General features: G+C 66.8%; 25 protein-coding genes. 9 read left to right on the plus strand and 16 right to left on the minus strand.

Annotated features, from left to right (window positions below; genetic code table 11):
- Positions 1–94 precede the first annotated feature (94 nt).
- Complete coding sequence (locus HUX88_RS10205; protein ID WP_176361693.1) at positions 95–1,381, minus strand: amidohydrolase family protein; 1,287 nt, start codon at positions 1,379–1,381, stop codon at positions 95–97.
- Positions 1,382–1,486: 105 nt separating this feature from the next.
- Between HUX88_RS10205 and HUX88_RS10210 the strand changes: the two genes are divergently transcribed.
- Positions 1,487–2,512 (plus strand): Rpn family recombination-promoting nuclease/putative transposase, encoded by a 1,026-nt coding sequence (locus HUX88_RS10210; protein ID WP_176361694.1) that lies wholly within the window; start codon positions 1,487–1,489, stop codon positions 2,510–2,512.
- On the opposite strand, the gene HUX88_RS10215 is transcribed toward HUX88_RS10210, so the two are convergent.
- Positions 2,484–3,263 (minus strand): head GIN domain-containing protein, encoded by a 780-nt coding sequence (locus HUX88_RS10215; protein ID WP_176361695.1) that lies wholly within the window; start codon positions 3,261–3,263, stop codon positions 2,484–2,486. The genes HUX88_RS10210 and HUX88_RS10215 overlap by 29 nt on opposite strands.
- A 207-nt stretch (positions 3,264–3,470) precedes the next feature.
- Here HUX88_RS10215 and HUX88_RS10220 point away from each other — a divergent pair, with 207 nt between their 5' ends.
- The 3 genes from HUX88_RS10220 (at position 3,471) to HUX88_RS10230 (ending at position 6,112) form a co-directional block, all read left to right on the plus strand.
- Positions 3,471–4,115 (plus strand): SAM-dependent methyltransferase, encoded by a 645-nt coding sequence (locus HUX88_RS10220; RefSeq protein ID WP_117009709.1) that lies wholly within the window; start codon positions 3,471–3,473, stop codon positions 4,113–4,115.
- Between the two features lie 70 nt (positions 4,116–4,185).
- Positions 4,186–5,307 (plus strand): type IV pilus twitching motility protein PilT, encoded by a 1,122-nt coding sequence (locus tag HUX88_RS10225; protein ID WP_117009710.1) that lies wholly within the window; start codon positions 4,186–4,188, stop codon positions 5,305–5,307.
- 103 nt (positions 5,308–5,410) lie between these two features.
- Entirely contained in the window at positions 5,411–6,112 is a 702-nt protein-coding gene (locus HUX88_RS10230; protein ID WP_176361696.1) for a YjjG family noncanonical pyrimidine nucleotidase, read from the plus strand.
- Between the two features lie 35 nt (positions 6,113–6,147).
- Here HUX88_RS10230 and HUX88_RS10235 read toward each other — a convergent pair whose 3' ends face one another.
- The 5 genes from HUX88_RS10235 to HUX88_RS10255 are packed head-to-tail and all read right to left on the minus strand — an operon-like array spanning position 6,148 to position 9,660.
- Positions 6,148–6,432: an NAD(+)--rifampin ADP-ribosyltransferase gene (locus HUX88_RS10235; RefSeq protein WP_176361697.1), complete on the minus strand. Its 285-nt coding sequence runs from the start codon at positions 6,430–6,432 to the stop codon at positions 6,148–6,150.
- Positions 6,433–6,465: 33 nt separating this feature from the next.
- The gene (locus HUX88_RS10240) at positions 6,466–7,740 is read right to left on the minus strand and encodes a cytochrome c (protein WP_176361698.1); all 1,275 of its coding nucleotides are present in this window, start codon (positions 7,738–7,740) and stop codon (positions 6,466–6,468) included.
- Positions 7,741–7,750: 10 nt separating this feature from the next.
- Positions 7,751–8,464 carry a c-type cytochrome gene (locus tag HUX88_RS10245; RefSeq protein ID WP_117009713.1) on the minus strand — a complete coding sequence of 238 codons (714 nt, stop codon included), beginning with the start codon at positions 8,462–8,464 and terminating at the stop codon, positions 7,751–7,753.
- 49 nt (positions 8,465–8,513) lie between these two features.
- A complete protein-coding gene (locus HUX88_RS10250; protein ID WP_217916283.1) occupies positions 8,514–9,170 on the minus strand; it encodes a 3'-5' exonuclease in 657 nt (218 codons plus the stop codon).
- Positions 9,171–9,189: 19 nt separating this feature from the next.
- Complete coding sequence (locus HUX88_RS10255; protein WP_176361699.1) at positions 9,190–9,660, minus strand: ProQ/FINO family protein; 471 nt, start codon at positions 9,658–9,660, stop codon at positions 9,190–9,192.
- Positions 9,661–10,132: 472 nt separating this feature from the next.
- Here HUX88_RS10255 and rpoD point away from each other — a divergent pair, with 472 nt between their 5' ends.
- The 5 genes from rpoD (at position 10,133) to HUX88_RS10280 (ending at position 14,981) form a co-directional block, all read left to right on the plus strand.
- Positions 10,133–12,622, plus strand: coding sequence for an RNA polymerase sigma factor RpoD (rpoD, locus tag HUX88_RS10260; RefSeq protein WP_176361700.1), 2,490 nt, complete (start codon positions 10,133–10,135; stop codon positions 12,620–12,622).
- Between the two features lie 122 nt (positions 12,623–12,744).
- Positions 12,745–13,845, plus strand: a complete 1,101-nt coding sequence (locus tag HUX88_RS10265; RefSeq protein WP_176361701.1) for a CPBP family intramembrane glutamic endopeptidase — start codon at positions 12,745–12,747, stop codon at positions 13,843–13,845.
- Between the two features lie 11 nt (positions 13,846–13,856).
- The gene (locus HUX88_RS10270; RefSeq protein WP_176361702.1) at positions 13,857–14,333 is read left to right on the plus strand and encodes a hypothetical protein; all 477 of its coding nucleotides are present in this window, start codon (positions 13,857–13,859) and stop codon (positions 14,331–14,333) included.
- Positions 14,334–14,364: 31 nt separating this feature from the next.
- Complete coding sequence (locus HUX88_RS10275) at positions 14,365–14,757, plus strand: hypothetical protein (RefSeq protein ID WP_176361703.1); 393 nt, start codon at positions 14,365–14,367, stop codon at positions 14,755–14,757.
- Positions 14,754–14,981 (plus strand): hypothetical protein, encoded by a 228-nt coding sequence (locus tag HUX88_RS10280; RefSeq protein ID WP_176361704.1) that lies wholly within the window; start codon positions 14,754–14,756, stop codon positions 14,979–14,981. The genes HUX88_RS10275 and HUX88_RS10280 overlap by 4 nt, the downstream gene beginning before the upstream one ends.
- On the opposite strand, the gene HUX88_RS10285 is transcribed toward HUX88_RS10280, so the two are convergent.
- The 9 genes from HUX88_RS10285 to HUX88_RS10325 all read right to left on the minus strand — a co-directional run bounded on the left by HUX88_RS10285 (position 14,970) and on the right by HUX88_RS10325 (position 24,416).
- Positions 14,970–15,659 (minus strand): DUF899 family protein, encoded by a 690-nt coding sequence (locus HUX88_RS10285; protein WP_117009720.1) that lies wholly within the window; start codon positions 15,657–15,659, stop codon positions 14,970–14,972. The genes HUX88_RS10280 and HUX88_RS10285 overlap by 12 nt on opposite strands.
- Before the next feature lie 9 nt (positions 15,660–15,668).
- Positions 15,669–16,448 (minus strand): 3-hydroxybutyrate dehydrogenase, encoded by a 780-nt coding sequence (locus tag HUX88_RS10290; RefSeq protein WP_117009721.1) that lies wholly within the window; start codon positions 16,446–16,448, stop codon positions 15,669–15,671.
- Between the two features lie 61 nt (positions 16,449–16,509).
- Entirely contained in the window at positions 16,510–19,467 is a 2,958-nt protein-coding gene (locus HUX88_RS10295; protein WP_176361705.1) for a sensor histidine kinase, read from the minus strand.
- A gap of 18 nt (positions 19,468–19,485) precedes the next feature.
- Entirely contained in the window at positions 19,486–20,559 is a 1,074-nt protein-coding gene (locus HUX88_RS10300) for a PAS domain-containing protein (RefSeq protein WP_229213314.1), read from the minus strand.
- Positions 20,560–20,653: 94 nt separating this feature from the next.
- On the minus strand, positions 20,654–21,109 hold the full coding sequence (locus HUX88_RS10305; RefSeq protein ID WP_117009724.1) for a PAS domain-containing protein: 456 nt from the start codon (positions 21,107–21,109) through the stop codon (positions 20,654–20,656).
- An 87-nt stretch (positions 21,110–21,196) separates the two neighbouring features.
- The gene (locus tag HUX88_RS10310; RefSeq protein ID WP_176361706.1) at positions 21,197–21,922 is read right to left on the minus strand and encodes a DsbC family protein; all 726 of its coding nucleotides are present in this window, start codon (positions 21,920–21,922) and stop codon (positions 21,197–21,199) included.
- Positions 21,923–21,946: 24 nt separating this feature from the next.
- Positions 21,947–22,891 carry a lipase secretion chaperone gene (locus HUX88_RS10315; protein ID WP_176361707.1) on the minus strand — a complete coding sequence of 315 codons (945 nt, stop codon included), beginning with the start codon at positions 22,889–22,891 and terminating at the stop codon, positions 21,947–21,949.
- 8 nt (positions 22,892–22,899) lie between these two features.
- Entirely contained in the window at positions 22,900–23,415 is a 516-nt protein-coding gene (locus HUX88_RS10320; protein ID WP_117009727.1) for a nuclear transport factor 2 family protein, read from the minus strand.
- 68 nt (positions 23,416–23,483) lie between these two features.
- Positions 23,484–24,416, minus strand: coding sequence for a hypothetical protein (locus HUX88_RS10325; protein ID WP_117009728.1), 933 nt, complete (start codon positions 24,414–24,416; stop codon positions 23,484–23,486).
- Positions 24,417–24,728 lie beyond the last annotated feature (312 nt).

Raw genomic sequence — 24,728 nt, forward strand, 5'->3', positions numbered from 1 at the left:
GCGAGATCATCCCGGCAGAGAGTCACCGATTGTCACGCCTGGAGACAGGCGGCTTCACCGCCGACATGCGGTGCAGCCGTCTGTTCTGATGTGCTCATTTCACGATCGCGCCGCCCTTCATCACCCACTGGACGTTCTCCAGCGTCTTCACATCTTTCAACGGTTCGCCGTCGACCGCGATCATATCGGCGAACTTGCCGGCCTCGATCGTGCCCACCCTGTCGGTCCAGCCCAGCAGCTCGCTGGCGTTGACGGTGGCGGTGCGGATCGCCTGGATCGGCGTCATGCCCAGCTTGACCAGGACGCCGAACTCGCGCGCGTTCAGGCCGTGCGGATAGACGGCGGCGTCGGTGCCGAAGGCGATCGGCACGCCGGCCTTGATGGCGCGGGCCACGTTCTGGCGCGCTATCGGCAACACCACCTTGGCTTTTTCCAGCAGCGGCTTGGGCAGCTTGATGGCCTCGGCGTTCTCGATCAGCCAGTCGCCCAGGTACAACGTGGGCACCAGCCAGGTCTTGTGCTCCTTCATCAGCTTGATGCCCTCGTCGTCGATGTAGGAGCCGTGCTCGATCGAGTCGATGCCGGCCAGCACCGCCAGCTTGATGCCGTCGCCGCCGTGCGCGTGGGCGGCGGCCTTGCGGCCCAGGCGGTGGGCGTCGCCGACGATGGCCTTCAATTCCTCCAGCGTGTATTGCGAGGTGCGCGGATCGTCGCCGAACGACAGCACGCCGCCGGTGGCGCAGATCTTGATGACGTCGGCGCCGTACTTGATGTTGCGGCGCGTGACCTTGAGCGCCTCGTCGACGCCGTCGGCCACACCCAGGCTGGTGATCTTGTATTCGGGCGCGTGCATGGTGTCGTCGCAATGGCCGCCGGTGATGCTCAGCGGCGGACCGGAGGCGGCCATGCGCGGGCCGGGCACGTCGCCGTCGTTGATGGCGTCGCGCAGGCCGATGTCGGTGTAGGCGTCGGCGCCGACGTCGCGCACGGTGGTGAAGCCGGCCTGCAGCGTCAGGCGGGCGTTCTTGGCGCCGGTCAGCGTGGCGCGCGGCACCGACTTGGCGATGATGGAGTAGCCGGCGTCCTGCGGATCGCCGGTCAGGTGGGTGTGCATGTCGATCAGGCCGGGCAGCAGGGTTTTGTTGCCCAGGTCGATGACTTGCGCGCCGGCCGGAATCGCCAGCTGGCTGCCGGCGGCGGTGATGCGCTCGCCGCTGACCAGGACCACGGCGTTGTCGACCAGCGCGCCGCTGCGCACGTCGAGCATGTGGGCGGCCTTGATGGCGGTGACGTCGGACGGGGCGGCGGAGGCGGCGGAGCAGGCCAGCAACAATAAGGGCAGCGCGAAGGCGCGGCGGACGGACGTGGCGATAACGTTCAAGCGGATCTCCTTGTGGTGAGTTTCTTATTCGCGCCGGCTTGATGCGGGCCAAACAGCGCCCGCCTAGCGTACCCGCGTCTACAGGCGGGCGCTACAATTTTTTGGATGAACTCCCGCAGCGACACGCTTTACCGCCAACTCTTCGCGCATCCCGAAATCGTGCGGGATCTGCTGGCCGGGTTTTTGCCGGCGGATTGGGCGCGGTCATTGGATGTGAGCATGCTAGAGCGCGTCAACGCCAGCTACACCAGCGACCGCGGCAAGCAGCGCCACCAGGACATGGTGTGGCGAGCCAGGGTGGGCGGGGAGTGGGTCTACGTCTACCTCCTGCTGGAATTCCAGGCCCGTTCCGACCGCTGGATGGCTTTGCGGATGCAGGTCTACGTGGGTTTGTTGCTGCAGGACTTGGTCGCCCAGCGCCGCCTGAGCCGGCGTGGCAAGTTGCCGCCGGTGCTGCCCGTCGTGCTGTACCACGGACATCGCCCTTGGCGCGGCAGCAAGGACCTGGCCGAGTTGATGCTGGCACCGCCGGTCGGACTCGAACATTTTCAGCCCCGGCAGCGGTACCTGTTGATCGACCAGCATCGCAGTCTGGCCACGGCCGATCCGGCCAACATCCTGGGCATCTTGTTCCGTCTGCTGGGCGCGAAGACCAACGCCGACTTGCTGTCCGCGCTGGGCGCTTTCGCCGAACGAATGAAAGCCCCTGATATCGCCCGTGCCCGCGATAGCCTTGCGCGCTGGGTGCACACGACCTTGCAGGACGAATTTGGCGAAGCTAATATGAACTTCAAGGAGGAGCCGGTGATGCTTTTTAACAGACGATTCAAGACTTACGAAGCGTTGCTCGAATATGAGGCCGTCAATCGTGGTCGCACCGAGGGCTTGAAGGAGGGGCGTCGCGAAGGATTACAGCAAGGAATGGAGCAAGGGCGGCGGGAGGGAGAGCACGGAGCGCTGAAAGGCGTTTTGCAGGCATTGCTGGATCGGCAAGGCGCAGCGTTGCCGGGTAGCGTCGCCGAAAAAGTGGACCACGCCGACGTCGCCCAACTCAGCGCCTGGATCGAGGCGCTGATCGACGGCCGCGATCCGGCGCAAGTCTTTACTGCGGCGCAGCGCCCAGCCGCTTGACGCTGCCCGAACCCAGCACGCTGCTGGTCAGCTTCGGATCGCCGTAGTAGCTGATGTCGCCCGAGCCGGCCACGCTCAGGTTCAGCGTCTGCTTGGCCCACACCGTGGCCTCGCCGGAGCCGCCGATGCTCACCGTCACATCGCGCGCGGCCAGCTGGCCGGCCTGTACCCGTCCCGAGCCGCCGATCGACACCTGCAAGCGCTCGACGTTGCCGCCCACCTTCAGGTTGCCGCTGCCGCCCAGCGCGATCGCCACCGATTCGCTCTCCAGCTTGCGCACATTGATCGCGCCCGAGCCGCCCACGTCGAACGTCAGGCGCTCGCCGCGCAATTGGTCGGACTCGACCGAGCCGGAGCCGGCCACCGCGATCTTCTCGATCGAGCGCGCCTGCACCACGATCTTCATCGTGTGCGCCTCCAGGTTGACGTCCTTGCGCGTGGGCCGGATGCGCAGCGTGCCGTTGTCGACCACCGTCTCGAGCAGCGGCAGCAGGTTATCGTCGGTCTCGATGCTGATGCCCTCGGTGTTGCCTTGGCGGAGCTCGATGTTGCCGCTGACGCTGGTCGCCAGCGAGGTGAAGTGGCCGATCTCGCGGTTCTGCTTGACGATCTTGCCGCTGCCCTGCACGCGCTCGCCGTGGAACCAGCTGAACGGGCCGGCCACGGCCACGCCCACCGGCGCGGCGACGGCCAGCAGGCCGGCGGACAGGAACAGGATGCGCAGCGCGCTGCGGACGGATGGATTTGCCATGATGATCTCCTCGTGATGGTTGGCACAGCTCTTGAGGTTGGATACTACGGACTCGCCGCGCCGCGCGAAACCGGGCTGCGACAGATTGCAGCGGGCGCGGAACAGAATGCACAGGCCGGGGAGCAGGCCGCGTCCGGCGGCGGGGCGGGGCGGCCGGCATGAGGTATCATTCGGCCTATCCCGCAACACCGCACATATTGGACGCACATGCTTATCATCACCATCAAACAGGGCAAGGAAAAGAGCCTGCTGGCCGGCGACCCCTGGATTTACGCCTCCGCGGTCGACAAGGTCGACGGCAAGCCGCAGGAAAAGAACAAGCCCGGCGCCACCGCCACCGTGCAGACCTCGTCGCGCCAGTTCATCGGCCGCGCAGCGTACAACGCCAAATCGCAGATCTGCGCCCGCATCTGGACCTACAAGGAGGACGAGCCGGTCGACCACGCGCTGATCAAGCGCCGCGTCAAGGCCGCCGTGGCCAAGCGCGCCGCCAGCGTGCGCGCGGCCGGCCCCAACGACCTGGTGCCGGTGGTGCGCGGCGACGAGGATGGCTTGTCCGGCCTGCTGGTCGACAGCTGGGGCGGCGTCCAGGGCTACCTGATCTGCCAGTTCCAGTCGGCCGGCGTCGATGCCTGGAAGGTGGCCATCGTGCAGGCGCTGCTGGCCGAGACCGGCTGCCCCAACGTCTACGAGCGTTGCGACGACCTGGTCCGCAAGGGCGAGGGCCTGCCGATCTTCTACCGCGCGCTGGCCGGCGAGGAACCGCCCGACCACGTGCTGGTCACCGAGGGCAAGCAGCGCTACAGCATGGACCTGCGCACCGGCTTCAAATATCCCAAGGTCCGCAGCTAAAATATTTCGATGGCGCAATTTTTTCTCTTATAATCGTTGGGGAGCACCACCGACCCCACCGAGAGCAGAGATGGAACATTACCAGTCGTCGCAGATACGCACCCTGACCTACATCGAGAACGAAGACCACCCGGTGTTCGGCACGCTCGTCGAGCAGATCCTGCATCTGCTCAATTCCAAGCTGATCTTCAGCGACATCCTGATCCACCAGAACAGCCCGTTGTTGCTGCGCCAGCCGAAGGGGCTGGTCGCGGTGACGGATTCGCCGATCACGCGCGAGGAGCTGCAGGAATTCTTCGAGGTGGTCGAGCCGAACTGGGCCGAGCGCATCCAGGACCGCGCCTTCGACCGCGCGGTGGACCTGCACACGGCGCGCATCCGCGCCAACTGCTTCAGCTTCCAGGGCAAGAAGCGGCTGGGCTGCGTGATCCGGCGTTTTCCGAAGGAGCCGATGGTGCTTAGCGAGCTGGGCCTGCGCCAGGCCGAGCAGAACTTCGCCAAGCTCACCAGCGGGCTGGTGCTGATCATCGGCGACACCTGCCAGGGCAAGTCGACCACCATCGCCGCCATGCTCGACGAGATCAACAAGCACCGTTCCGGCCACATCATTACCATCGAGGACCCGGTGGAGACCTTGATCCCGCAGCGCCAGTGCGTGATCACGCAGCGCGAGGTGGGTTTCGACGGCGACGTCGAGAGCTTCTACCTGGGCGCGCTGGACGCGCTGCGCGAGCGGCCGGACGTGATCGTCATCGGCGAGATCCGCGACGCCCAGACCGCGCAGGAAGCGCTGGCGCTGGCCGAATCGGGGCCGCTGGTGCTGGCCTCGCTGCACGCGCGCTCGACCGAGCTGGGGCTGCAGAAGATGGTGCGGCTGCTGGGCAACGGCGAGCCGCAATCGCAGGCCTTGGCGCACGCGCTGCGGGGCGTGCTGTGCCAGGCGCTGCTGCCGTCGGTCGATGGCGACCGCTACCACCTGGCCACCGAATGCCTGACGTCGAATCCGGAGGTGGTGGGCATGATCGCCAGCGGCCAGATCTCGGCGCTGCGCAACTGGATGGAAACCAAGCCGGGCGAGGGCTGCCACACGATGAACGCCTCGCTGCGCGCGCTGCTCACGGCGGGCAAGGTCAGCGTCGACGACGCCCGCAACGCCACCACCGACCGCATCGGCTTCGCCGAGCACTACTAACCAAAAATTGGGGTCAAGTCTGACATTCGGACACGAGCTCTGCTGTAGCGAGGCTGCTACGGCAGAGCTCGTGTCCGAATGTCAGACTTGACCCCACCAAGATATGAAGCACAGACTATTTCTTTTTGACCTGGACGATACACTGCTGGACTTTAAGGCATCGGAAAAACTCTCGTTCGTGCGGACCATGCGCGAGCTCGGCCTGCGCGATGATGTGGAACCGATTTTTCTCCAGTACCAGGCGATCAACGTGCAGCTCTGGCGCGACTTCGAGACCGGCGCCGTGAGCAAGGACTTCCTGAAGGTGGAGCGCTTCCGCAAGACCTTCCAGGCCCACGGCGTCGAGCTCGATCCCGAGGCGGCCAGCAGCATCTATCTGGAGTCGCTGCCCGACACCGTGGTCCTCATCGACGGCGCCAACCAGCTGTGCGAGACGCTGTCGGCCATCGGCGAGGTGGGCATCATCACCAACGGCGTCGAGGCCATCCAGAACCGCCGTATCGCCAGCTCGGGGCTGGCCGACAGCATATCGTTTGTCGCCACCTCCGAGGCCTGCGGCCACGCCAAGCCCGACGTGCGTTTCTTCGAGTACGCGGCCCGCATGGCGCGCGCCTTCGCGAAACCGGAATCGATCATCGTCGGCGACCGGCTCGACGCCGACATCCTCGGCGCCAACCGGTACGGCATCGAAAGCTGCTGGTTCAACCCCGGCCGCCTCGCCAACGCATCGGACGCGGTGCCCACCTTCGAGGTCGCCGGCCTGGCGGAAGTCGTGCCGTCGCTCAGGAGCCTGGCCGCCGCATAAACGTGCTGGTGCGCGGCATGGCAGCGCGGAGCGGCTTAATCGTCGACCGCCTCGATGCCTTGCAGCCTGAGCTTCTCGACATGGTCCTTCATCGCCTGCAGCGCTTCGGGGGAGTGGCCTTGCCATTCCTTGACCTCGCCCACCACGCGCAACGCTTGCTTCGAGCGGTGGGACTTGGTCGGGTTGCCGGGGAATTTCTTATCCGTCGGATTGGGATCGTCCACGATCTCGCCAACCGGCTCGACGATGTCGATCCTGCCAGGCGTCTCGGTGGGGTCAAGTCTGACATTCGGACACGAGCTCTGCCGTAGTGCGCGCACTACGGCAGGCTCGTGTCAAATCAGGCGACGACGTTAATCCAGTGGAATCGCGCGGTAGCGGTTGACGTCGTTGCCGTTGACCGGTGGTGCGTTGTTGCCCCAGGCGCTGCGCAGGTAGGACACGACCTGCGCCACCTCCGTATCGTTCAATACGTGGCCGAACGGCGGCATGCCATATGGGCGCGGGTTGCCTTCGGTGCCGGGCGCGAAGCCGCCGTTGAGCACGATGCGGATCGGGTTGACCGCCTGCTCCATCGTCAGCGCGCGGTTGCCCGCCAGCGGCGGATAGCCCGGCGGCAGGCCGGCGCCGCCTGCGCCGTGGCAGTCGACGCAGTGCTTCTCGTACAGCTTGGCGCCGGCCGCCAGGTAGGCCATGGCCTCGGCGCCCTTGTCGCGCTCGAAGTCGGATTTCTTGTCGTCGCCCGGCAGCGCTTTCAGGTAGACCGCCATGGCGTTGATGTCGCCGTCGCTCAGGTGCTGCAGGCTTTGCCGTACCACCTCGGCCATCGGCCCGAACACGGTCGCGCGCGGCGAGACGCCGGTCTTCAGCAGTTGCGCGATGTGCGGCTGCATCCATTCGCCCAGCCCGGCCTCGGCGCCGGCGTTGAGCGAGGGCGCGTACCAGCCCAGCACCGGGATCAGGCCGCCCGACAAGCCTTCGCCGTCGCTCGCGCCCAGCGTGTTGCGCGCGCTGTGGCAGGCGCTGCAATGGCCCAGGCCCTGCACCAGGTAGGCGCCACGGTTCCAGTCCACCGATTGCTTGCTGTCCTCGCGGAACACGGCCGGCTTGAAGTACAACGCGCGCCACGCGGCCAGCATGAATTGCTGGTTGTAGGGGAAGCGCAAGGTGTGCGGCCGGTTGGCCTGCGCCACCGCCGGCACCGACTGGAAGTAGGCGTACAGCGCGTCCGCGTCGTCGCGCGTGATGCGGGTGTAGTTGGTGTACGGGAAGGCCGGATACAGCAGGCGTCCATCCTTCGATTTGCCGTTGTGCAGCGCGCGCCAGAAGTCGTCCGCGCTCCAGCCGCCGATGCCGGTGGCCTTGTCGGAGGTGATGTTGGGCGAGATGACGTTGCCGAACGGCGTTTGCAGCGCCCGCCCGCCGGCGTACTGCGCGCCGCCACGCACGGTGTGGCAGGCCATGCAGTCGCCGGCCTTGGCCAGGTAGGCGCCGCGCGCGATCTTCTCTGCCGGCGCCAGCGTCGCGGTGACGGTGGGCGCCGGTCCGGCGTCGTCGGAGCCGCCGAACAGCACGTACAGGATGCCCGCCGCCAGCACGGCGATAACGGTATAAATGATTTTCTTCATGGGCTGGCCCTCAAGGTGCCGGCACGCTGCCGCAGTTCAGCGGCAGGGGCAGGGCGATGCTGTCGGCGGCGCCGGGGCGGGCGGCGGCGTCCGGTGTTTGCTTGCTGAGCCAGCCGGAGACGGCGGCCACGTCGGCCGGCGTCAGGCGGTTGGCGATCTCCGCCATGCAGTCCGGCGCGGCGGCGCGGCGCACCTTGTTCTTCCATGCGCCGAACTGGGCGTTGATGTAGTCGCTGGGCAGGCCGACCAGGCCGGGGATCGCCGGCGCCACGCCGGTCAGCGCGCTGCCGTGGCAGGCCACGCAGGCCGGGATCTTCTTCGACGGATCGCCGTTGCGCACCAGCGCCTCGCCGCGCGCCAGGGCATCGCCGCCGGCGCCGCCGGCCTGGGGCGGCGGGTAGGGTGGGTGCTGTTGCGAGAAGTAGTCGGCGATTTCGCGCAGGTAGGCGTCCGGCAGGTGGTCGACCATGTAGGTCATCATCGGATAATGCCGCCGGCCCTCGCGGAAATTGACCAGCTGGTTGTACAGGTAGCCGGCCGGCTTGCCGGCGATGCGTGGGAAGAAGGCGTCGCCGCGTTCCTTGACGGCGTGGCAGGCGGTGCAGGCGGCCACGCGTTGTTCCAGCGTGTCGGGCAGGGTGGCGGGCGTGGCGGCCAGCAACGGCAGGCCGAAGCCGGCCAGGGCCAGCGCGGCGCCCGCGCGCACGACGGAAGATGTGAACATGCGATTCCTTGAAGTCGTAGCTATCTGGCAAGGATACCAGATCATCCCGCTACTGCGGCTTCGGCGGACGGGGAAGTTTCACGGCCTTCATCGGCGGCAGCTTGTTGCCGGCGGCGATGAAGTGGCGGTAGACCCGCAAGGCCACCTGGGCGTCGTCGGCCGCGTACAGGATCTGCTTCTCGTTCAGGCGCGGCAGCGCCCAGTTGGTGGTGGAGATCTTCTTGGACTTCTGCAGCTTTTGGCCGAAGAACTTGGCGACGGCGGTCTTGGCGCCGAGGTCGTTGCGCTGGCCCGGCGTGCGCAGCGCCACCGACAAATCGACCACGCCGGCCGCGCGGATCGCCAGCTTGGCGTGCAGCCGCTTGACGTCGTCGGACAGGCCGAAGCCCACCTTGAGCAACGTCGGCGTCTCCAGCACCGCCTGCAACGCCTCGAGGATGGTCGCGGAGGTGCTGGCGCCGATCTGGAACAGGTAGGCGGTGCTGTCGGTGGAAAACTGGATCAGGTGCGGACCGGTCGAGGTCTCGCCCTTGGTGAAGGTCGGCTTGGATTCGGTGTCGAAGCCGATGGCGTCGGCGGCCAGCAGGGCGTCGCGCGCGGCGACCGCCTGCCCGGCCGTGGTGACCAGCCGCACATCGGCGATGCGTATCCCGATGTAGGGCGGAAGCTCGGCCTCCGCCGGCACGGCGGGATGCTGGGTGTTCAACGGAGCCAACAGAGCCAACTCAGCCTTTGCGCGAGAACTTCGCGGTCAGCTGGTTCAGCTTGTCGGCGCGCACGCGCGCCGCTTCCTCGGCGGCGGCCGCTTCGCGTTCGGCCTTCTTGCGTTCGGCTTCCTTCTTGAAGCGTTCCTGCAAGACCTGCGTGGCGTGGGCGCGATGGGTGTCGGTCACTTCGGCGCCGGGGGTGCCGTCCAGATCGTGGCGCACCTTGGCTTTTTCCATGACCTTCAGGTAGCGCAGCGAACCGGTGTGGATGCCGAGCGCGGTGCGCATGGTTTTGCGGTCCAGTTCGGGCATGACGGCGAGGATCTGCTTGTCGATACCGATCGACAGGGGCAGGAAATCGCGGAAGGCCGGGAATTGGGTTTGCAATTGTTTCAACAAGCTGCGCGGGGACTGCGCTGCTGGTGCCGCGGTGGCGGCCGGCTCGGTGGCAGGCGCCTGAGGGGTGAGGCTAGTGTTCATCGACTTCATAGTTTAAGCAAGAGGCGTGAGCATATCATGGGGACTACGGGATTGCAGTGCCTTTTAGGCCATGATGTAAAAATGACTACATCAACATCATACGCCAGTTGGACGGCGCAGGTGCGTTCGCACGCCAAAACATGTATAATGCGAGACGCACTTTTGCAGGACGGTGCGTTTCAGTTTGGTACAGGATGCGATTTGGACGGTCTGACAAGAGTGTGTAGCCCTTGTTATATGGTTTTAAGATGTCGGATATAGGTACTATCAATTATCCTGATGTCTCGCGATACGGCATACTTTGCCCTCTCCCTATTCTTCACTGAAAAGAGAAACAAGCCCGTTGTTGGACGCGGGCTTTTTTTATTCCGCAGATAATCGTCAGCTAAATTACAACATTTCCATCCCAGCGCACTGGCAACGGTCGGCGCGGGCTACGGCATTTTGTATTGTCTGGCGAATACGCATTGAGAGATATTTAATGACAAAAACGCCGAAAACTTTAACGTTGTCCGTCAAGGCCGCCCGTACCAGCTCCGCTCCGCTGGTGGTGCCGAAGACGACTCTATCTTATGTGATCGATAATGCGCAAGAGGCAGCGAGCAAAGTAACGGTAGTCAAAAAGAAAACGCGCCTGAGCGCCGCGGCCGAAGCGGCCCAGGCGGAAGCCCAGGTGGCGGTGCAGGCCGACGCCTCGGACGCGCCCATCAAGACCGTCAAGGTGGCGCGCAAGACCGCCGTCATCCCGGGCGCCGACACCGGCGCGGCGGCGGTGGTGGTCAAGGCCGCGCCGAAGTCCAAGCTGGTCAAGGTCGCCAAGGCCGAGCCCGCTCCTGTCGTCATCGTGACCGCCGGCCCGGCCGTCAGCCAGGTGACCGACGCCGCCACGCTGGCCTCGATCGACACCTCCGGCTACCTGCTGCCGAGCGTCAAGGTGCCGGGCCGCCGCGGCCGCAAGCCGTCCGAGTTCACGCCTGAGAACGACGAAGTCGCCGCGCTGAACGCGGTCGAGCGCGCCGAGCTGAAGGCCGTGTCCAAGGCCCGCGAGCGCAAGGCCAAGGGCGGCGCCGCCGACATGCTGGGCGTCGATTCCAAGAGCACCGCCGAGGAGCTGGAACGCCGCCGCACCCAGATCAAGAACCTGATCAACATGGGCAAGGAGCGCGGCTTCCTGACCTACGCCGAGATCAACGACCAACTGCCGGAAAACATTGTCGACCCTGAAGCGATCGAAGGCATCATCGCGACCTTCAACGACATGGGCATCGCCATCTACGAGCGCGCGCCGGACGCCGAGTCGCTGCTGCTGACCGACAGCGTGGCCACCGTCACCTCCGACGACGAAGTGGAGGCGGCCGCCGCGACCGCGCTGTCGACGGTCGACTCCGACTTCGGCCGCACCACCGACCCGGTCCGCATGTACATGCGCGAAATGGGCGCCGTGGCGCTGCTGACGCGCGAAGGCGAGATCGAGATCGCCAAGCGCATCGAGGGCGGCCTGAAGGACATGATCCAGGCCATCTCCGCCTGCCCGACCACGATCGCCGAGATCGTCGCGCTGGCCAAGAAGATCGAAGCCGACGAACTGAAGGTCGATGAAGTGGTGGACGGCTTCGTCGACCTGAACGAGGCGAACAACACGCCGGCCGTCGCGGCCGCGCCCGCCGCCGCGTCGGACGACGATGAGGAAGAGGAAGAGGAAGTCGAGGAGGAAGACGGCGACGCCAACGGCGGCGCGGCGGGCTTCTCGACCGAGCAGCTGGCGCAGCTGAAGAAGGCCGCGCTGGAAAAGTTCGACGTCATCTCGACCCAGTACGACAAGATGCGCAAGGCCAGCGGCGGCTACGGCTCCAAGGCCTACGTGTCGGCGCAGGAAGCGATTTCGGCCGAGCTGCTGGGCATCCGTTTCACCGCCAAGGTGGTCGAGAAGCTGTGCGACACGCTGCGCGGCCAGATGGAGGAAGTGCGCCACATCGAGCGCGCCGTGCTGGAGCTGTGCGTGAACAAATGCGGCATGCCGCGCGCCCACTTCATCAAGGTCTTCCCCGGCAACGAGTGCGACCTGGACTGGGTTGACGGCGAAGTCGACAGCGCCTATCCGTACAGCGCCATCCTGGGCCGCAACGTGCCGGCCGTGAAAGAGCTGCAAAAGAAGATGATCGACCTGCAGGCCCGCGTGGCGCTGCCGCTGGCCGACCTGCGCAAGATTAACAAGCAGATGGCCGCCGGCGAAAAACGCGCGCGCCAGGCCAAGCGTGAAATGACGGTCGCCAACTTGCGTCTGGTGATCTCGATCGCGAAGAAGTACATCAACCGCGGCCTGCAGTTCCTCGACCTCATCCAGGAAGGCAATATCGGCCTGCTGAAGGCGGTGGACAAGTTCGAATACCGTCGCGGCTACAAGTTCTCGACCTACGCGACCTGGTGGATCCGTCAGGCCATCACCCGTTCGATCGCCGACATGGCCCGCACCATCCGCGTGCCGGTGCACATGATCGAGACGATCAACAAGATGAACCGCATCTCGCGCCAGATCATGCAGGAAACCGGCAGCGAGCCGGACCTGGCGACCCTGGCGGTCAAGATGGAAATGCCGGAAAACAAAGTCCGCGAAATCATGAAGATCGCCAAAGAGCCGATCTCGATGGAAACGCCGATGGGCGAGGACGGCGATTCGCAGCTGGGCGACTTCATCGAGGACAACACCACCCTGGCGCCGCTGGACGCCGCGCTGCACGCGTCGATGCGCAACGTCATCAAGGAAGTGCTGGACTCGCTGACCCCGCGCGAAGCCAAGGTGCTGCGCATGCGCTACGGCGTGGAAATGTCGAACGACCACACGCTGGAAGAAGTGGGCAAGCAGTTCGACGTGACCCGCGAGCGTATCCGCCAGATCGAGGCGAAGGCCATGAGCAAGCTGCGCCAGCCGTCGCGCTCGGACAAGCTGAAGACCTTCCTGACGCAGAACTAAGCGTCGGCGGGATGACAAGAAGGGAGGCCATGGGCCTCCCTTTTTTTTCGCCGTGACAAACCGCGTATTTCTTTTTTATCGGATTGCAATACACTAGCGTTTTTCCCATCACCGGCCGCTGCATGGAAAAGCCAGTCTATCGTCCGTTCTCCCGCAGCCTGTGGCTGGGCCTGCTGGCCGGTGGCGTCGCGGTGATGCTGCTGAATGTGATGCATCTCTACCTACTGCAGTTGCGCTACCCGCCTGGCGCCACGGCAATCGAACGCTTCAACGATCATTCGGACACCGCGCTGTGGTTGTGGCTGCAATTGCTGGACTTCGCCGGCGGCATCGCGGCCGGCGCGCTGGTGGCGCGCTGGTCGCCGCGCGGCTCATGGCGCGCGCTCTGGCTGGCGGCGGCGGGTTTGCTGGCGTACTCCTTCTTCGATTTCCTCCCGCATACAAAATCCTGGCTGCGATGCGCGCTATGGTTCTTCGCGGTGCCGTCGGGTGTGCTGTGCGGCGGCGCGCTGTACCGCTGGCGCGAGCGCGGCAGGGCTGAGGAGCCGGCCCGCGCCGCGCCCGCCGATCACATGCAGGATCTGCCGCACACGCCGCTGCCGCAGGCGCTGTTGATCATGGCGATCTGCTTTGGCGGCTTTATTTTGGATTCGTTCGGCATCGCATCCGGCGGCTCCGATCTATTGAGCTTCAATGACGGGGTCTTCGCCGCGATCGCCGTGCAGGAACTGATACTCGCCTGCGTGGCGCTGGCGGTGCTGCACGCCAGCCATTATCCGTTGGCGACGCTGCTGACCAGGCCGTCCTTGGGCGGGTTGGGCATGGGCGCCGCGCTGTATCTCGTCGCCGGTCTGGCCGCGCTGGGCGTCGGCCTGCTGTTCGGCGATCAACCGGCGCAGCCGGTCAACGCGATGCTGGCGCAGTCGCACGTCACGCTGTACGCGCTGGTGCCGATGGCACTGATCAACGGCACCTTCGAGGAAGTATTTTTGCTGGCCTACCTGCAGCGCGGGCTGCGGCGCTTCGGCGCTTCCAACGCCATCGGCGCCGCGATCCTGGTGCGGCTGCTGTGCCACTGGTACCAAGGGCCGGTGGGCGCCGCCAAGGTGCTGGCGATGGGACTGGTGTTCGGGATATATTATGCGCGCAGCGGGCGGCTGTTCCCGGTGATCGCCGCGCACGTGGCGGCGGATTTCCTGCCTTTTCTCGATGTCGTGCAGTGAAAGTGAGAGCGATGATCAAATCGGTATTTTTCGGCGCGGCCCTGGCCTGCACGTCCATGATGGCGGGCGCGGCGCGTATCGATATCGCCACCGGCATCCAGCTGGCGCAGATCGACTTCGATACGTATCACGCCTTGCTGCTTGAACGCTGCAAGACGGAGGCGCCGGATTCGGTCGACGCGCTGGCGGAGGCCTTGGCGCAGTGGAAGGCGCAGAACGCGGACGCGCTGGTGATCCTGCGCCAGCTGTACAAGGTGCAGCTGATCCAGCAAATGCGGGCCCGCCAGCCGGCGGCGACCGAGGCGGAAATCGATGCCCATGTCGCTGCGGTGATGGGCGTGTTCAACGGGGGCCTGAAGGACAAGGTGGCGGCCGTGCCGGCCGGCGCGGCCAGGGCGTCCTGCGAGGGCGGGTACGCCAACGACCTGGAGACCAACCCCGACATGGATTTCAACGAGCTGCTGGAGCGCATGACGCTGGGGCGTTGACCGGCTCGGTGCCGGTTTTTTCAGGATTTGAATGAAAACTGTTTATATCAATGTACTGTTGTGGCTGTGGTCCCTGGTGGCGCTGTGCGCCGCCGCCGCGCATATCGTGATGCCCGCGTGGACGGCGGCGGGCACCAACTGGCTCAGCTCCGCGCACTGGCAGCGCGAGATCGCCTATTTCGACATCGTCCTCGCCGGCATCTTCAGCTGGACCGCCCGCCAGTCCGACCTGTCGATCAAGCGTGGCGCGGCCCTGATGCTGTGCGGCCTGTCGCTGGCGCTGGGGGAAGGGCACCTGGAAGGATGGCTGCAGGATGCTAAAATCTTCCACGTGCTGTTCACCGTGGGCAATGGCCTGGCGGCCTTGTGGAGCGGGCTGGCTTTTTTATCGCTGTCGGAAAATCAGAAGGGTAAGCGTTCGTGATCGTTTCAATTATTTCCGTGCTGGTGCTGCTGTACTATGCCTGCATCCGCGAATGGCTGCTGGTGCTGGCGCTGGCGTGCTGGCAGGCGGTGAAGCTGGTCGACTATTTCTATCCGTCGACCTTGCCGCTCTGGCTGCCGCTGTCGGTGGCCGGCGTGGTGCTGGTGATGACGCTCCACCAGTACCTCGCGCGCGGCCGCCGCGGCGCCGCCTCAGTAAGATAGCTTCGGATACCAGTCCGTGCCGCGTCCGGCCGGCGTCAGGTCCAGGATATTCCACAGCGGCGTCGGGTCCGGCGCGCCGCGCGCATCCTGGCCGGGATCTTCGGTGCCACCCAGCTCGCTCGCCCAGAAGTGGTGGACCTTGCCGTCGCGCTTGACCCAGACGTCCAGCGCCGGCCACTCGCTGCCGTCCGGCGCCAGACCGCGGTAGTCGCGCGGGAAACCGTCGCCCATGCACTGGTAGAAGGCCAGGTTGCGCCAGCCGCGCTCGCGCGCGAAGGCCAGCTGGCGCGACACCGGCGAACGGCCCAGCACCGCCACCGCCACCCGCTGCGACAGGTCGCGCGACGGGATGTCGATGGCGCCGAGGAAGGCGGTGCACATCGGACACGGCCGCTCGCGCTGCGGCCCATACATCCAGAAGTAGGTGACCAGCGTGTCATGCCGGCCGAACAGGTCGGCCAGCTTCACCGTCTTGCCATCCTCGTCGAGGAAGCTGTAGTCGGGCACCTCGCCGCCAAGCGGCAGGGCGCGACGCTGCGCGGCCACGCGTTCGATGTGCCGCCGCAGTTCTATCTCTTCGGCCAGCAAGGCCGTGCGCGCGGCACGGTAGCTGGCGCTGTCGTTCGGATAGGGCTTGCTTCGGGCAGCCAGTTCAGCTGCCGGCGTCAGCGTGGCCATGGCGTCCTCCTATTGCATGAACCAGCCGTGGCTGACCACCAGCGATTGCCCGGTCAGCGCGTTCGACGGGAAGCTGGCGAACAGCAGCGCCACCTCGGCCACGTCCTCGACGGTGGTGAACTTGCCATCCACGGTATCGACCAGCATGACCTTCTTGACCACGTCGTCCTCCGAGATGCCCAAGGTCTTGGCCTGCTCGGGGATTTGCTTGTCCACCAGCGGCGTGCGGACGAAGCCGGGGCAGATCACGTTGGCGCGCACGCCGTGCTCGGCGCCTTCTTTCGACACCGCCTTGGCCAGGCCGATCAGGCCGTGCTTGGCCGTCACATAGGCCGACTTGAGCTTGGACGCTTCCTTCGAATGCACCGAGCCCATGTAGATCACGCTGCCGCTGCCGGCCTTGTACATATGCGGCAGGCAAGCCTTGGTGGTCAGGAAGGCGCCGTCCAGGTGGATGGACAGCAGCTTCTTCCACTCCTCGTAGGGGAACTCCTCGACCGGATGGATGATCTGGATGCCGGCGTTGCTGACCAGCACGTCGATCTGCCCCCAGGCCTCGACCACGCTGGCGATGCCGGCGTTGACCTGGCCCTCGTCGACCACGTTCATGGCGATGGCCATGGCCTGGTGGCCGCTGGCCTTCAGCTCATTGGCGGTGGCCTGCGCCGCCTCCAGGTTCAGGTCGGCGATGACGATCTTGCCGCCTTCGCGCGCGTACACCAAAGCGATTTCCTTGCCGATGCCGCTGGCGGCGCCGGTGACGATGCAGACTTTGTCTTTCAGTTTCATGAACTTGCTCCTCGTGGGTGGGAATGCAAAACGTGATTACAGCGATATTGCGCCGCGCCGTCTATGCGCTGGCGTACATAGTGGGCAAGGTCAGGCGCACAAAGGCGCCGCCCTCGTCCCGGTTGCCCAGCTCCAGCGCCGCGCCGATGCGCGCCGCCCGCTCGCGCATGCCGACCAGGCCCCAATGGCCGCTGCGGCCGCCTTGCGCCAGCGTCTCCTGCGCGATGCCCTTGCCGTTGTCGCTCACCTGCAGCGTCAGCCGCCGGGGACCGTAGTCCAGCTCCACCTCGATGGCGCTGGCCTGCGCGTGGCGGAAGGCGTTGCAGATGGCCTCGCGGCCGATGGAGAACACCTCGTCGGCGGTGATGACGGGCAGGGTGTATGGTGCGCCTTTTTGATCGAGCCGGAAACTGGCCGAAAGTCCAGCCGCCAGCCGCTGGCCGAAGCGTTCCAGCGACTCGCCCAGCGTCTCGTTGTCGCGCAGCGGCGAGCGCAGGCCGCGCACCTCGTCGCGGCCCTCGACCAGCGCCTGCTCGATGTAGCCGATGCCGCGCTCCATGGCGGCGCGCGCCGGCAGCGCCGGCGGCACCTGTTCCATCGCCAGCTGCATCATCAGGATGGTGCCCTGCGCCTCCTGCAGGAAGGTGTCGTGCAGCGCGCGGGCGATGCGTTCGCGCTCGCTCAGGCGCTCGACGTGGCGCGCCTCGATCAGGCGCGCCATCTGCGCCAGCCGCCAGCGCCAGGCCGCCACCAGCGCCGCCGCCAGCGCCGCCGCGCAGATCAGCTTGAACCACAGGCTTTGCACGAAGGTCGGCGGGATCGTCACCGGCAGCGCCGCGCCCTCGGTGTTCCAGACGCCGTCCTGGTTGGCGGCGATGACCTGGAAGCGGTACTGGCCCGGCCCCAGGTTGGTGTAGAACGCCTCGCGCCGGTTGCCGGCCGGCTGCCAGTCGCGGTCCACGCCGTCGAGCCGGTAGCGGAAGGCGATCCGCCCCGGCATCGACAGGCCCAGCGCGGTGAAGCCGATGTGCAGGTTGTTCGCCCCCTGCGGCAGCGTCAGCGGCGCGTCGGCCGGGTAGGCCTTGCCGTCGCTCTCGACCGCGCGCAGTTCCACCAGCGGTGGCCTGGCGTCGCGGCGGATCCGGTCGGGCGCGATCAGCATGACGCCGTTGTAGCTCGACAGCCAGAGCTTGCCGTCGCTCGCCTCCACCATCGACGGGAACGGGCCGGTCGGCTGCACCGCGCCGGCCAGGCCGTCGTCCACGCCCAGCAGCTCGTAGCCGACCGCCGCGCCGCCGCGCAGGAACGGGGCCAGCTGCGCGGCGGCGATGTGGAAGGCGCCGTCGTGCCCGTGCAGCCACAGGTCGCCGCCGGCCGTCTCCACCACGCCGCTGATGCCGCGCAGCGGGTGGCCGTCGGCCATGCGCAGCGGCCCGAAGCGCAGGCCGTCGTACAGCGCGGCGCCCAGTTCGCCCGCCACCCACAGGTGGCCGTTGCGCTCGGCCCCGCTCAGCACGTTGCCGACGGCCAGTCCCTGCGCCGCGCCCAGCACGGTGACGGCGCCGCCGTCGAGGATGGCGACGCGGTTGTCCTGGTAGCCCGTCCAGACGCGGCCGCCGCGATCGGTCCACATCGACAGCACGCGCGCGGCCGGCAGCCGCGCATCGTCGACGCGCGTCCAGGCGCCGTCGTGGTGGCGGAAGATGCCCAGGTTCAGGTAGCTGGCCCACCAGTCGCCGCCGCCGTCCTGGGCCAGCGTGCGTGTCAGCGGCGCGTCTTGGCGCGCCGCCGGCGGTGGCGCGATCAGCGTGCCGGGGCCGGGCAGCCAGATGCCGTGGTCGGTGCCCAGCGCCGGACGGCCGTCGCGGCCGGCGGCGGACGACAGGAAGAAGTACGGCGCGTGCTCGTATTGCCTGCCGTCGGCGTCCATCAGCCAGGAGCCGGCGCCGAAGCCGCTGACGCGGACCTTGCCGTCCGCGTCGGCCCGCAACGCCGGCGTGGCGATGTCCAGATTGCCCGGCAGCGGCGCAACGCGGTTGCGGCGGAACCGGTCCAGGCCGGCGACCGTGCCGATCCAGACATTGCCGTCGCGGTCCTCGAAAAAGGTCTGCGGGCTCATGCCGCTCAGGCCCTGTTCCCGCGTGATGCGCTGGCGCGGATCGGGAAACACGTCCGGCAGCATGCGCTCGACCCGGTCCTCGCTCAGCAGCCACATGGTGCCGGCGCGGTCGAACCACATGCCGCTGCCGGGCAGTTCGGGACGGGCCGGCGGCTTGCCGTCCGGCGCGCGCTGCGACAGCCGGTAGTTGGCGTCGCTGCCGTTGGAGGCCCAGACGGTGCCGTCCGGCGCCGCCGCCAGCGACGACAGGCGGATGTTGGCCGGGCTGGCCACCTGGTAGCGGCGCTCGCCCTGGCGGCGGTAGTAGACCGCGCGGTCGGTCGACACCCATTGCGTGCCGTCGCGGTCGAACAGCACCTGCCACACCGACCTGGCGCCGGGGTCGAAGCCGCTGTCGGGGCCGACGCGCCGCCAGCGTTCGCCGTCGAGCCAGGCCAGGCCGCCGGCGCTGGTGGCCCACATGACGCCGTCCGGCGCGCGCGCGAAGCTGTAGGCGGCGCCGGGCGGGAAACCGTCGGCGGCGCCGTAGTGGCGCACCTGGCCGTCCTTGAACACGCTGGCGCCGCCGAAGCGGTAGCCGACCCACAGCGCGCCGTCCGGCGCCGTGTACAGCGGCAGCACGATGGTCGACAGCAGCTTGCGGCCGCCGACCTGCTCGCGCCGTTCGAAGTTGAGGCCGTCGAAGCGGTACAGGCCGTTCGGCGTGGACAGCCACAGCCAGCCGTCCGGGGTCTGGGTGATGGCCTGGATCTGCGCCGGCGCGCCCTCGGCGGCGGTCCAGGCGTGGTGGCTGTATTCGCTCAGCAGGCGTGCGTGGCCAGCCACGGCGGCGGCCGGGCGCCACGCCGCCAGCAGCAGCGCGGCGGCCAGCAGCCAGGGGCGGCGCGGGCTAAAACTCATCGGCGCGGCGGGCGGAGCTCAGGGGACCGGGATGGTGGCCGGCAGGTTCATGCGCAGCACGGTGCCGGCGCCGGGCAGGTGCGCCACCGCCAGCTCGCCGCCGAAGTCCGCCAGGCGGGCGCGGATGGCGCCCAGGTCGAGCGCGCCGCGCGCCGACTGCGGCTCGCTCAGGCCGTCGCCGCTGACGACGATGGACAGCTGCTGCGGCCGCAGGTTGAGCGTGGCCTGCACGCTGCGGGTGCCGCTCTGTTCGCACAGATAGCCCAGCGCCGTCAGCACGATGCCGTAGATGCCGGTGATCTGGCGCTGGTCCAGCGCGGCGCTGTCCTCCAGCAGCTCCAGCCGGCAGCGCAGGCCGTGGCGCCGCTCCAGTTGCTGCATCTGCCATTCGATGGCGGCCGACAGGCCCAGCTCCAGCGTGCGCGGATGCAGTTCGTTGATCAGTTCGCGCACCGCGAGGATGCTGGCGTCCAGCGTGCTCAGCGCCAGCGCGGTGCGCCGGTGCAGCAGCGGCTGGCGCGCGCGGGTGCGGTTGTGCAGCGCGGTCACGTCCAGCTTGAGCGCCAGCAGGTTTTGCGCCAGGTCGTCGTGCACGTCCTGGGCGATGCGGCGGCGTTCGCTTTCCTTGGCCGTGTGCTGGTGCTGGGACAGGGTCCGCAACTCGTGCAGCGACGACTTCAGCTTGCTCTCGGCGCGCTTGCGGTCGGTGATGTCGACGCACATGGCGATCAGCATCTTGGGCCGGCCCTGTGCGTCGTAGATCGGTTGCTTGTGGGTTTGCAGCCAGCGGTTTTCGCCGAGGCCGGCGTGCCACAGCTCTTCCTCGTAGACGACGTGCTTGCCGCTGTCGAAGGCGATGCGGTCGTGTTCGAGGAAGTAGGCGGTCTGCTCGGCCGGGAAGAAGGCGGCGCCGTCGTTGCCGCACATGGCGTCGAAGGGGATGCCCCACAGCGCCTCGCAGGCCGGGTTCATCAGCAGGACGTTCGATTGCGCGTCCTTGATGAACAGGGCCAGCGGCATGGCGCTCACCAGCTGATGCAGATCGCCGTCGGCCGCCGCGCCGGCGCCGTCGCCCTGAACTCGGCTGAGCATGCTTTCAATATCCGATTTTCCCAGCGATTCGATCAGGTTTTTCATGACGGCGTAGGCAGTGGTCCGATACTCATATTCTAATGCTATTTTGCTGCTAGCCTTCAGTCCGTTTGCGGTCGGTGATGTCGACGCACATAGCGATCAGCATTTTGGGCCGGCCCTGCTCGTCGTAGGTGGCCTGCTTGTGGGTTTCCAGCCGGCGGTTTTCGCCCCGGCCGGCATGCCACAGGTCTTCCTCGTAGACGGTGTACTCGCCGCTGTCGAAGGCGATGCGGTCGTGCTTGAGGAAGTACGCGGTTTGCTCGGCCGGGAAGAAGGCGGCGCCGTCGTTGCCGCGCATGGCCTCGAAGGGGATGCCCCACAGCGCCTCGCAGGCCGGGTTCATCAGCAGCACGCGCGACTGCGCATCCTTGATGAACAAGGCCGCCGGCATGGCGGCGATCAGCGCGTGCAGCTCGCCGTCGGGCGCGGCGTTGCCGATCTCGGTCTTGATACGGTTGAACATGCTGTCAATTTCCGATTTTCCCAGCGAGTCGATCAGGTTTGTCATGGCGGTCCAAGGTAGTGGGTGTTGTCATATTCTAATGCCTTTTTCGCCAGATTGATCAATCCTTAAGGAAATAAAATTACGCCGGACCTACCTGGACGCCGCGTCCAGCCTGGCCTCCAAGGCCTGCTTGTCGAACGCGGTGCCGGTGCGGGTGCCGTCGCTGAAGTAGATGGTCGGCGTGCCTGCCACGTGCAGCTTCTTGCCCAGCGCGAGGATTTGCTCGTTGGGTGTCGGGCAGGCGGCCGGCGCGGCCGGCGCCGCCTTGGCGTTGACGATCCAGTCGTGCCAGGCCTGCGCGCGGTTGGCGGCGCACCAGATGTCCTTCGATTTGACCGCCGAGTCGTCCGACAGGATGTTCAGCAGGAAGGTGTAGATGGTGACGTTGTCGATGCCTTCCAGCGTCTGGTGCAGCTTGCGGCAGTAGGGGCAGTTGGGGTCCTCGAACACCGCCATCACGCGCTTGCCGCTGCCCTTGACGGTCTTGATGGCGGTCTCCAGCGGCAGCTCGGAGAAATGGATCGCGGCCAGCTGGTCGGCCCTGGCCCGCGTCAGGTCCTGGTAGTTGTTGGCGGTGTCGACCACCTTGCCGACGAACAGGTAGCGCGCGCTTTCGTCGGTGTAGAAGATGTCGCCGTTGGTGCTGATTTCGTACAGTCCGCCGTACGGCGTCTTGGTCACCGAATCGACTTTGATGTTGACGCCCAGGCGGGGCGTGATCAGGGCTTTGATGCGGGCTTCCGCTGGTGTTTCGGCGTTGGCTGCGGGCAGGGCCAGAAGGCTGGCTGCCAGCAGCAGCGCGGTGGTTTGCTTCATGCGTCGCGTTCCTGTCGGATGGGGTTATTCGATGCCGCTGGCGCGCGCGCGGATGCGCTCGCGCTCGTTGGGGAAGATCCGCGCCTGCAGTGCTTCAAGCTGGCGGCGGCGTGTGTCGGTGCCGGCGGCGGCGGTCAGCAGGGCGGCGTCGGCGCGGTAGCGCAGGTAGTGCGCGCGCCAAGTGCGCTCCTCGCCGGCGGCGGCTTCGTAGCTTTGCGTGGCGCGGGCCAGCAGTTCGCCGGTGTCGGTGTCGCGTGCCGCCTCCCACGTGGCGTCGTGCAGGCGGCGCTCGCGCAGCGTATTGGAATCGGGTTCGGCTTCGTTGCCGGCGCCCGCGCTTGCGTCGGCGCGCGCGCGCAGGTCGGCCACCGTTTGCGCCAGTTCGGCGTCATCTGCGCCAAACCAGCGGTCGGCGATGGCCGGCCCGAAGGTGCTCTGGCGCAGGCGCGCGCGCTGCTGCTGCCATGTCGCCAGCTGCTCGACCTGCTGTGCCGTGGGGGCGGACCCGGCGGCCAGGGCGATGCGCTGGCTTGCCAGCAGTTCGTCATGCGCGCGCATGTAGGCCGTGTAGCGGGCGGCCAGCGTCCTGGCCTGTTCGCCGGCGGCGCCGCTGACCTGCCGCTCCAGATGGGCGCGCAGTTGCGCGGCGCGCGCATCGAGGTCGGCGCCGTCGCCGCGCACCAGGAAGAACTCGAACAGCACGCGCAACGGCGCATCCACCACCAGCTTGCCGCTGGCGTCGGTCGACAGCGAGGAGGGCGCGAGCTGATCGTCGAGCGGCAGTTCGCTTGGCTGGCGCGGGCCGCTGTCCCACCTGGCGAGGCCGAAGGTGTCGTGCGGCGCCGGCGCGACGGCCGGCGCCGCCGCCGGGCCGGGGCTGTCGCCGGCTGGCCAGTACCACACCAGCGCCACGCCGGCCAGGACGGCGGCGCCCAGCCAGTAGCGTTCGCGGTGCAGGGACGTCGTCATGGCCGGCTTCAGTATTTCTTGTTGATTGCCGGCGCGGCCAGGTCGGAGCCCGGCACCGCCTTGCCGGCGCCGTCCACGGTGGCGGCATAGCGGGCAAGCACCTTCCAGGCCCCGTCCACCTGCTTCCATGTATCGACCACGAACACCTGGCTGGGCAACGTGCTGTTTTTCGGCGCCGCGATCTTCCACATGAAGCTGACCACCGCCAGCTCGCCGTATTCGTGCACCGCCATTTGTTCGATGTTCGACTCCAGCGCCGGCGCGGCGAACGCCTGCTGCTGCCATTCGGCGCGCGCGGTGGGGCGGCCGGGCACGGCGGCGCTGCGCAGTTCGAATTCGTCGGCGACGATTTTTTTCACGGCCTCGGCATCGCGGTTGTGCACCGCGTCCAGCCAGTCGTTTTCCAGGGTGCTGAACAGTTGTACCGTGCGGGTGACGGTCGGCACCGTGCGCGGCGGCGCGGCGTGCGCCACGCTCTGCGCCAGGGCCAGCAAGGCCAGCCCGATCAATGATGTTTTTTGCATGAACGTTCCAGTGGAAGGGACGCCGCCGCGATGCCCTGCGGCGGCTGGATCAGTTCAGATCGATTGTATTACGGATAGTGCTGCGCGCACGCCTGGCTGGGCAGCAGCACCCAGTTCTGCTGGATCAGATACTTCATGGTGCCGAAGGTCTGGTTGTACTTGGCGCCGTTCGAGGCGGTGGCGGTGGTGCCGAAGTTCCATGCACACTTGTCGCCGTTCTCCATGCCGCTTTGCGTCGAGTACCAGGCGTTGCCGTCCGGGTCGGTGACCGCCTCTTCCAGCTCATGCGAGAAGATGCTGGCCATGGCGTCCGCGCCCGGCGTGTTGTTCGGGCTCGGCGAGGTGGCGCCGCACGCGGACGCGCACTGGGTTTCCGGATTGCCGACAAAGGCGTACTTGATGTTCTGGCCGTTGAAGTTGGTGTTGGTGTGCCAGCCGCAGTACTGGGTGCAGAAGCCCGAGGTGGCGGTGGTGTTCTTGTCGGTCATCACGAAGTAGACCGCGTTGGAATCGAGCGGCAGCGCGCCGGAGCTGATGGCGCTGGTCACCACGGTCTGGATGTTGGCGTCGGTCAGCTTGCTGCCCAGCGTGCCGGCGTTGCTGGTGCTGCCCGCCAGCGTCACCTGGTTCACCACGTGGGTGTTGCTGGCGTTGTAGTAGGTGGTGTTGATGTTGAAGTAGGGCGAGCCGCCGATGTGCGAGGCGATATTGTTGAGCACGTTCTGCGACGCGCTGTCCCAGGCCGAGCCGTACCAGATGTAGTAGACCTTGGTCGGCGCCACCATGACCGGGCCGCCCTGGTAGGTCAGGTTGGCGCTGCGCTGGGCCTTCAGCGTGGCGGCGCGCTCGGGATGGCTCATCGAATCAAGGTCGAGCTCGCCCCAGCCCTTGCCGGTCGGCTTGAACAGGGAGTCCTTGTCTTCCTTGATCGTGCCGGCGTGCGCGGCGGTTACACAGGCCAGGCAGGCTGCCAGCATGGTCAGTTTGCGGCTGAATGTCATGATGTCTCTCCAAAAGATGTGTCGTAAGGGTGTGCCACAAGGTTCAACTGCGTAAAGTCGTCCTGGAGGACGATCTGTTTTGTGCGTCGCCACGCGGATCTGCAGCCAGGCGCGGCGCGCACGCTTCCAACGCGTGCCTTGTCGGCACGCGTGAAATCGGGATGTATTCGGAGATGGGGGGCTCTAGAGCAAGAGCGCTGGGTGGGCCGGAGAGGGGCCAGACGGATGCAGCGGGCGACGGGTGCTCAACTTCATGGGTATCCTCCGGGTCAGATCTTGCCGCTTCGTTCCGCTCCGCGCTTTTGGCGCCGG

This window comes from Duganella sp. BJB1802 (genome assembly GCF_013369445.1).
GTDB classification, from domain to species: domain Bacteria; phylum Pseudomonadota; class Gammaproteobacteria; order Burkholderiales; family Burkholderiaceae_D; genus Rugamonas; species Rugamonas vulcania_A.

Bases quoted from the DNA above. Each gene is read 5' to 3' on its own strand.
- HUX88_RS10315 (WP_176361707.1), bottom strand. From the start codon at position 22,891: ATGACGACGTCCCTGCACCGCGAACGCTACTGGCTGGGCGCCGCCGTC.
- HUX88_RS10210 (WP_176361694.1), top strand. From the start codon at position 1,487: ATGAACTCCCGCAGCGACACGCTTTACCGCCAACTCTTCGCGCATCCC.
- HUX88_RS10225 (WP_117009710.1), top strand. From the start codon at position 4,186: ATGGAACATTACCAGTCGTCGCAGATACGCACCCTGACCTACATCGAG.
- rpoD (WP_176361700.1), top strand. From the start codon at position 10,133: ATGACAAAAACGCCGAAAACTTTAACGTTGTCCGTCAAGGCCGCCCGT.
- HUX88_RS10290 (WP_117009721.1), bottom strand. From the start codon at position 16,448: ATGAAACTGAAAGACAAAGTCTGCATCGTCACCGGCGCCGCCAGCGGC.
- HUX88_RS10295 (WP_176361705.1), bottom strand. From the start codon at position 19,467: ATGAGTTTTAGCCCGCGCCGCCCCTGGCTGCTGGCCGCCGCGCTGCTG.
- HUX88_RS10320 (WP_117009727.1), bottom strand. From the start codon at position 23,415: ATGCAAAAAACATCATTGATCGGGCTGGCCTTGCTGGCCCTGGCGCAG.
- HUX88_RS10230 (WP_176361696.1), top strand. From the start codon at position 5,411: ATGAAGCACAGACTATTTCTTTTTGACCTGGACGATACACTGCTGGAC.
- HUX88_RS10270 (WP_176361702.1), top strand. From the start codon at position 13,857: ATGATCAAATCGGTATTTTTCGGCGCGGCCCTGGCCTGCACGTCCATG.
- HUX88_RS10255 (WP_176361699.1), bottom strand. From the start codon at position 9,660: ATGAAGTCGATGAACACTAGCCTCACCCCTCAGGCGCCTGCCACCGAG.
- HUX88_RS10240 (WP_176361698.1), bottom strand. From the start codon at position 7,740: ATGAAGAAAATCATTTATACCGTTATCGCCGTGCTGGCGGCGGGCATC.
- HUX88_RS10265 (WP_176361701.1), top strand. From the start codon at position 12,745: ATGGAAAAGCCAGTCTATCGTCCGTTCTCCCGCAGCCTGTGGCTGGGC.
- HUX88_RS10305 (WP_117009724.1), bottom strand. From the start codon at position 21,109: ATGACAAACCTGATCGACTCGCTGGGAAAATCGGAAATTGACAGCATG.
- HUX88_RS10275 (WP_176361703.1), top strand. From the start codon at position 14,365: ATGAAAACTGTTTATATCAATGTACTGTTGTGGCTGTGGTCCCTGGTG.
- HUX88_RS10285 (WP_117009720.1), bottom strand. From the start codon at position 15,659: ATGGCCACGCTGACGCCGGCAGCTGAACTGGCTGCCCGAAGCAAGCCC.
- HUX88_RS10325 (WP_117009728.1), bottom strand. From the start codon at position 24,416: ATGACATTCAGCCGCAAACTGACCATGCTGGCAGCCTGCCTGGCCTGT.
- HUX88_RS10245 (WP_117009713.1), bottom strand. From the start codon at position 8,464: ATGTTCACATCTTCCGTCGTGCGCGCGGGCGCCGCGCTGGCCCTGGCC.
- HUX88_RS10215 (WP_176361695.1), bottom strand. From the start codon at position 3,263: ATGGCAAATCCATCCGTCCGCAGCGCGCTGCGCATCCTGTTCCTGTCC.
- HUX88_RS10300 (WP_229213314.1), bottom strand. From the start codon at position 20,559: ATGCTCAGCCGAGTTCAGGGCGACGGCGCCGGCGCGGCGGCCGACGGC.
- HUX88_RS10310 (WP_176361706.1), bottom strand. From the start codon at position 21,922: ATGAAGCAAACCACCGCGCTGCTGCTGGCAGCCAGCCTTCTGGCCCTG.
- HUX88_RS10220 (WP_117009709.1), top strand. From the start codon at position 3,471: ATGCTTATCATCACCATCAAACAGGGCAAGGAAAAGAGCCTGCTGGCC.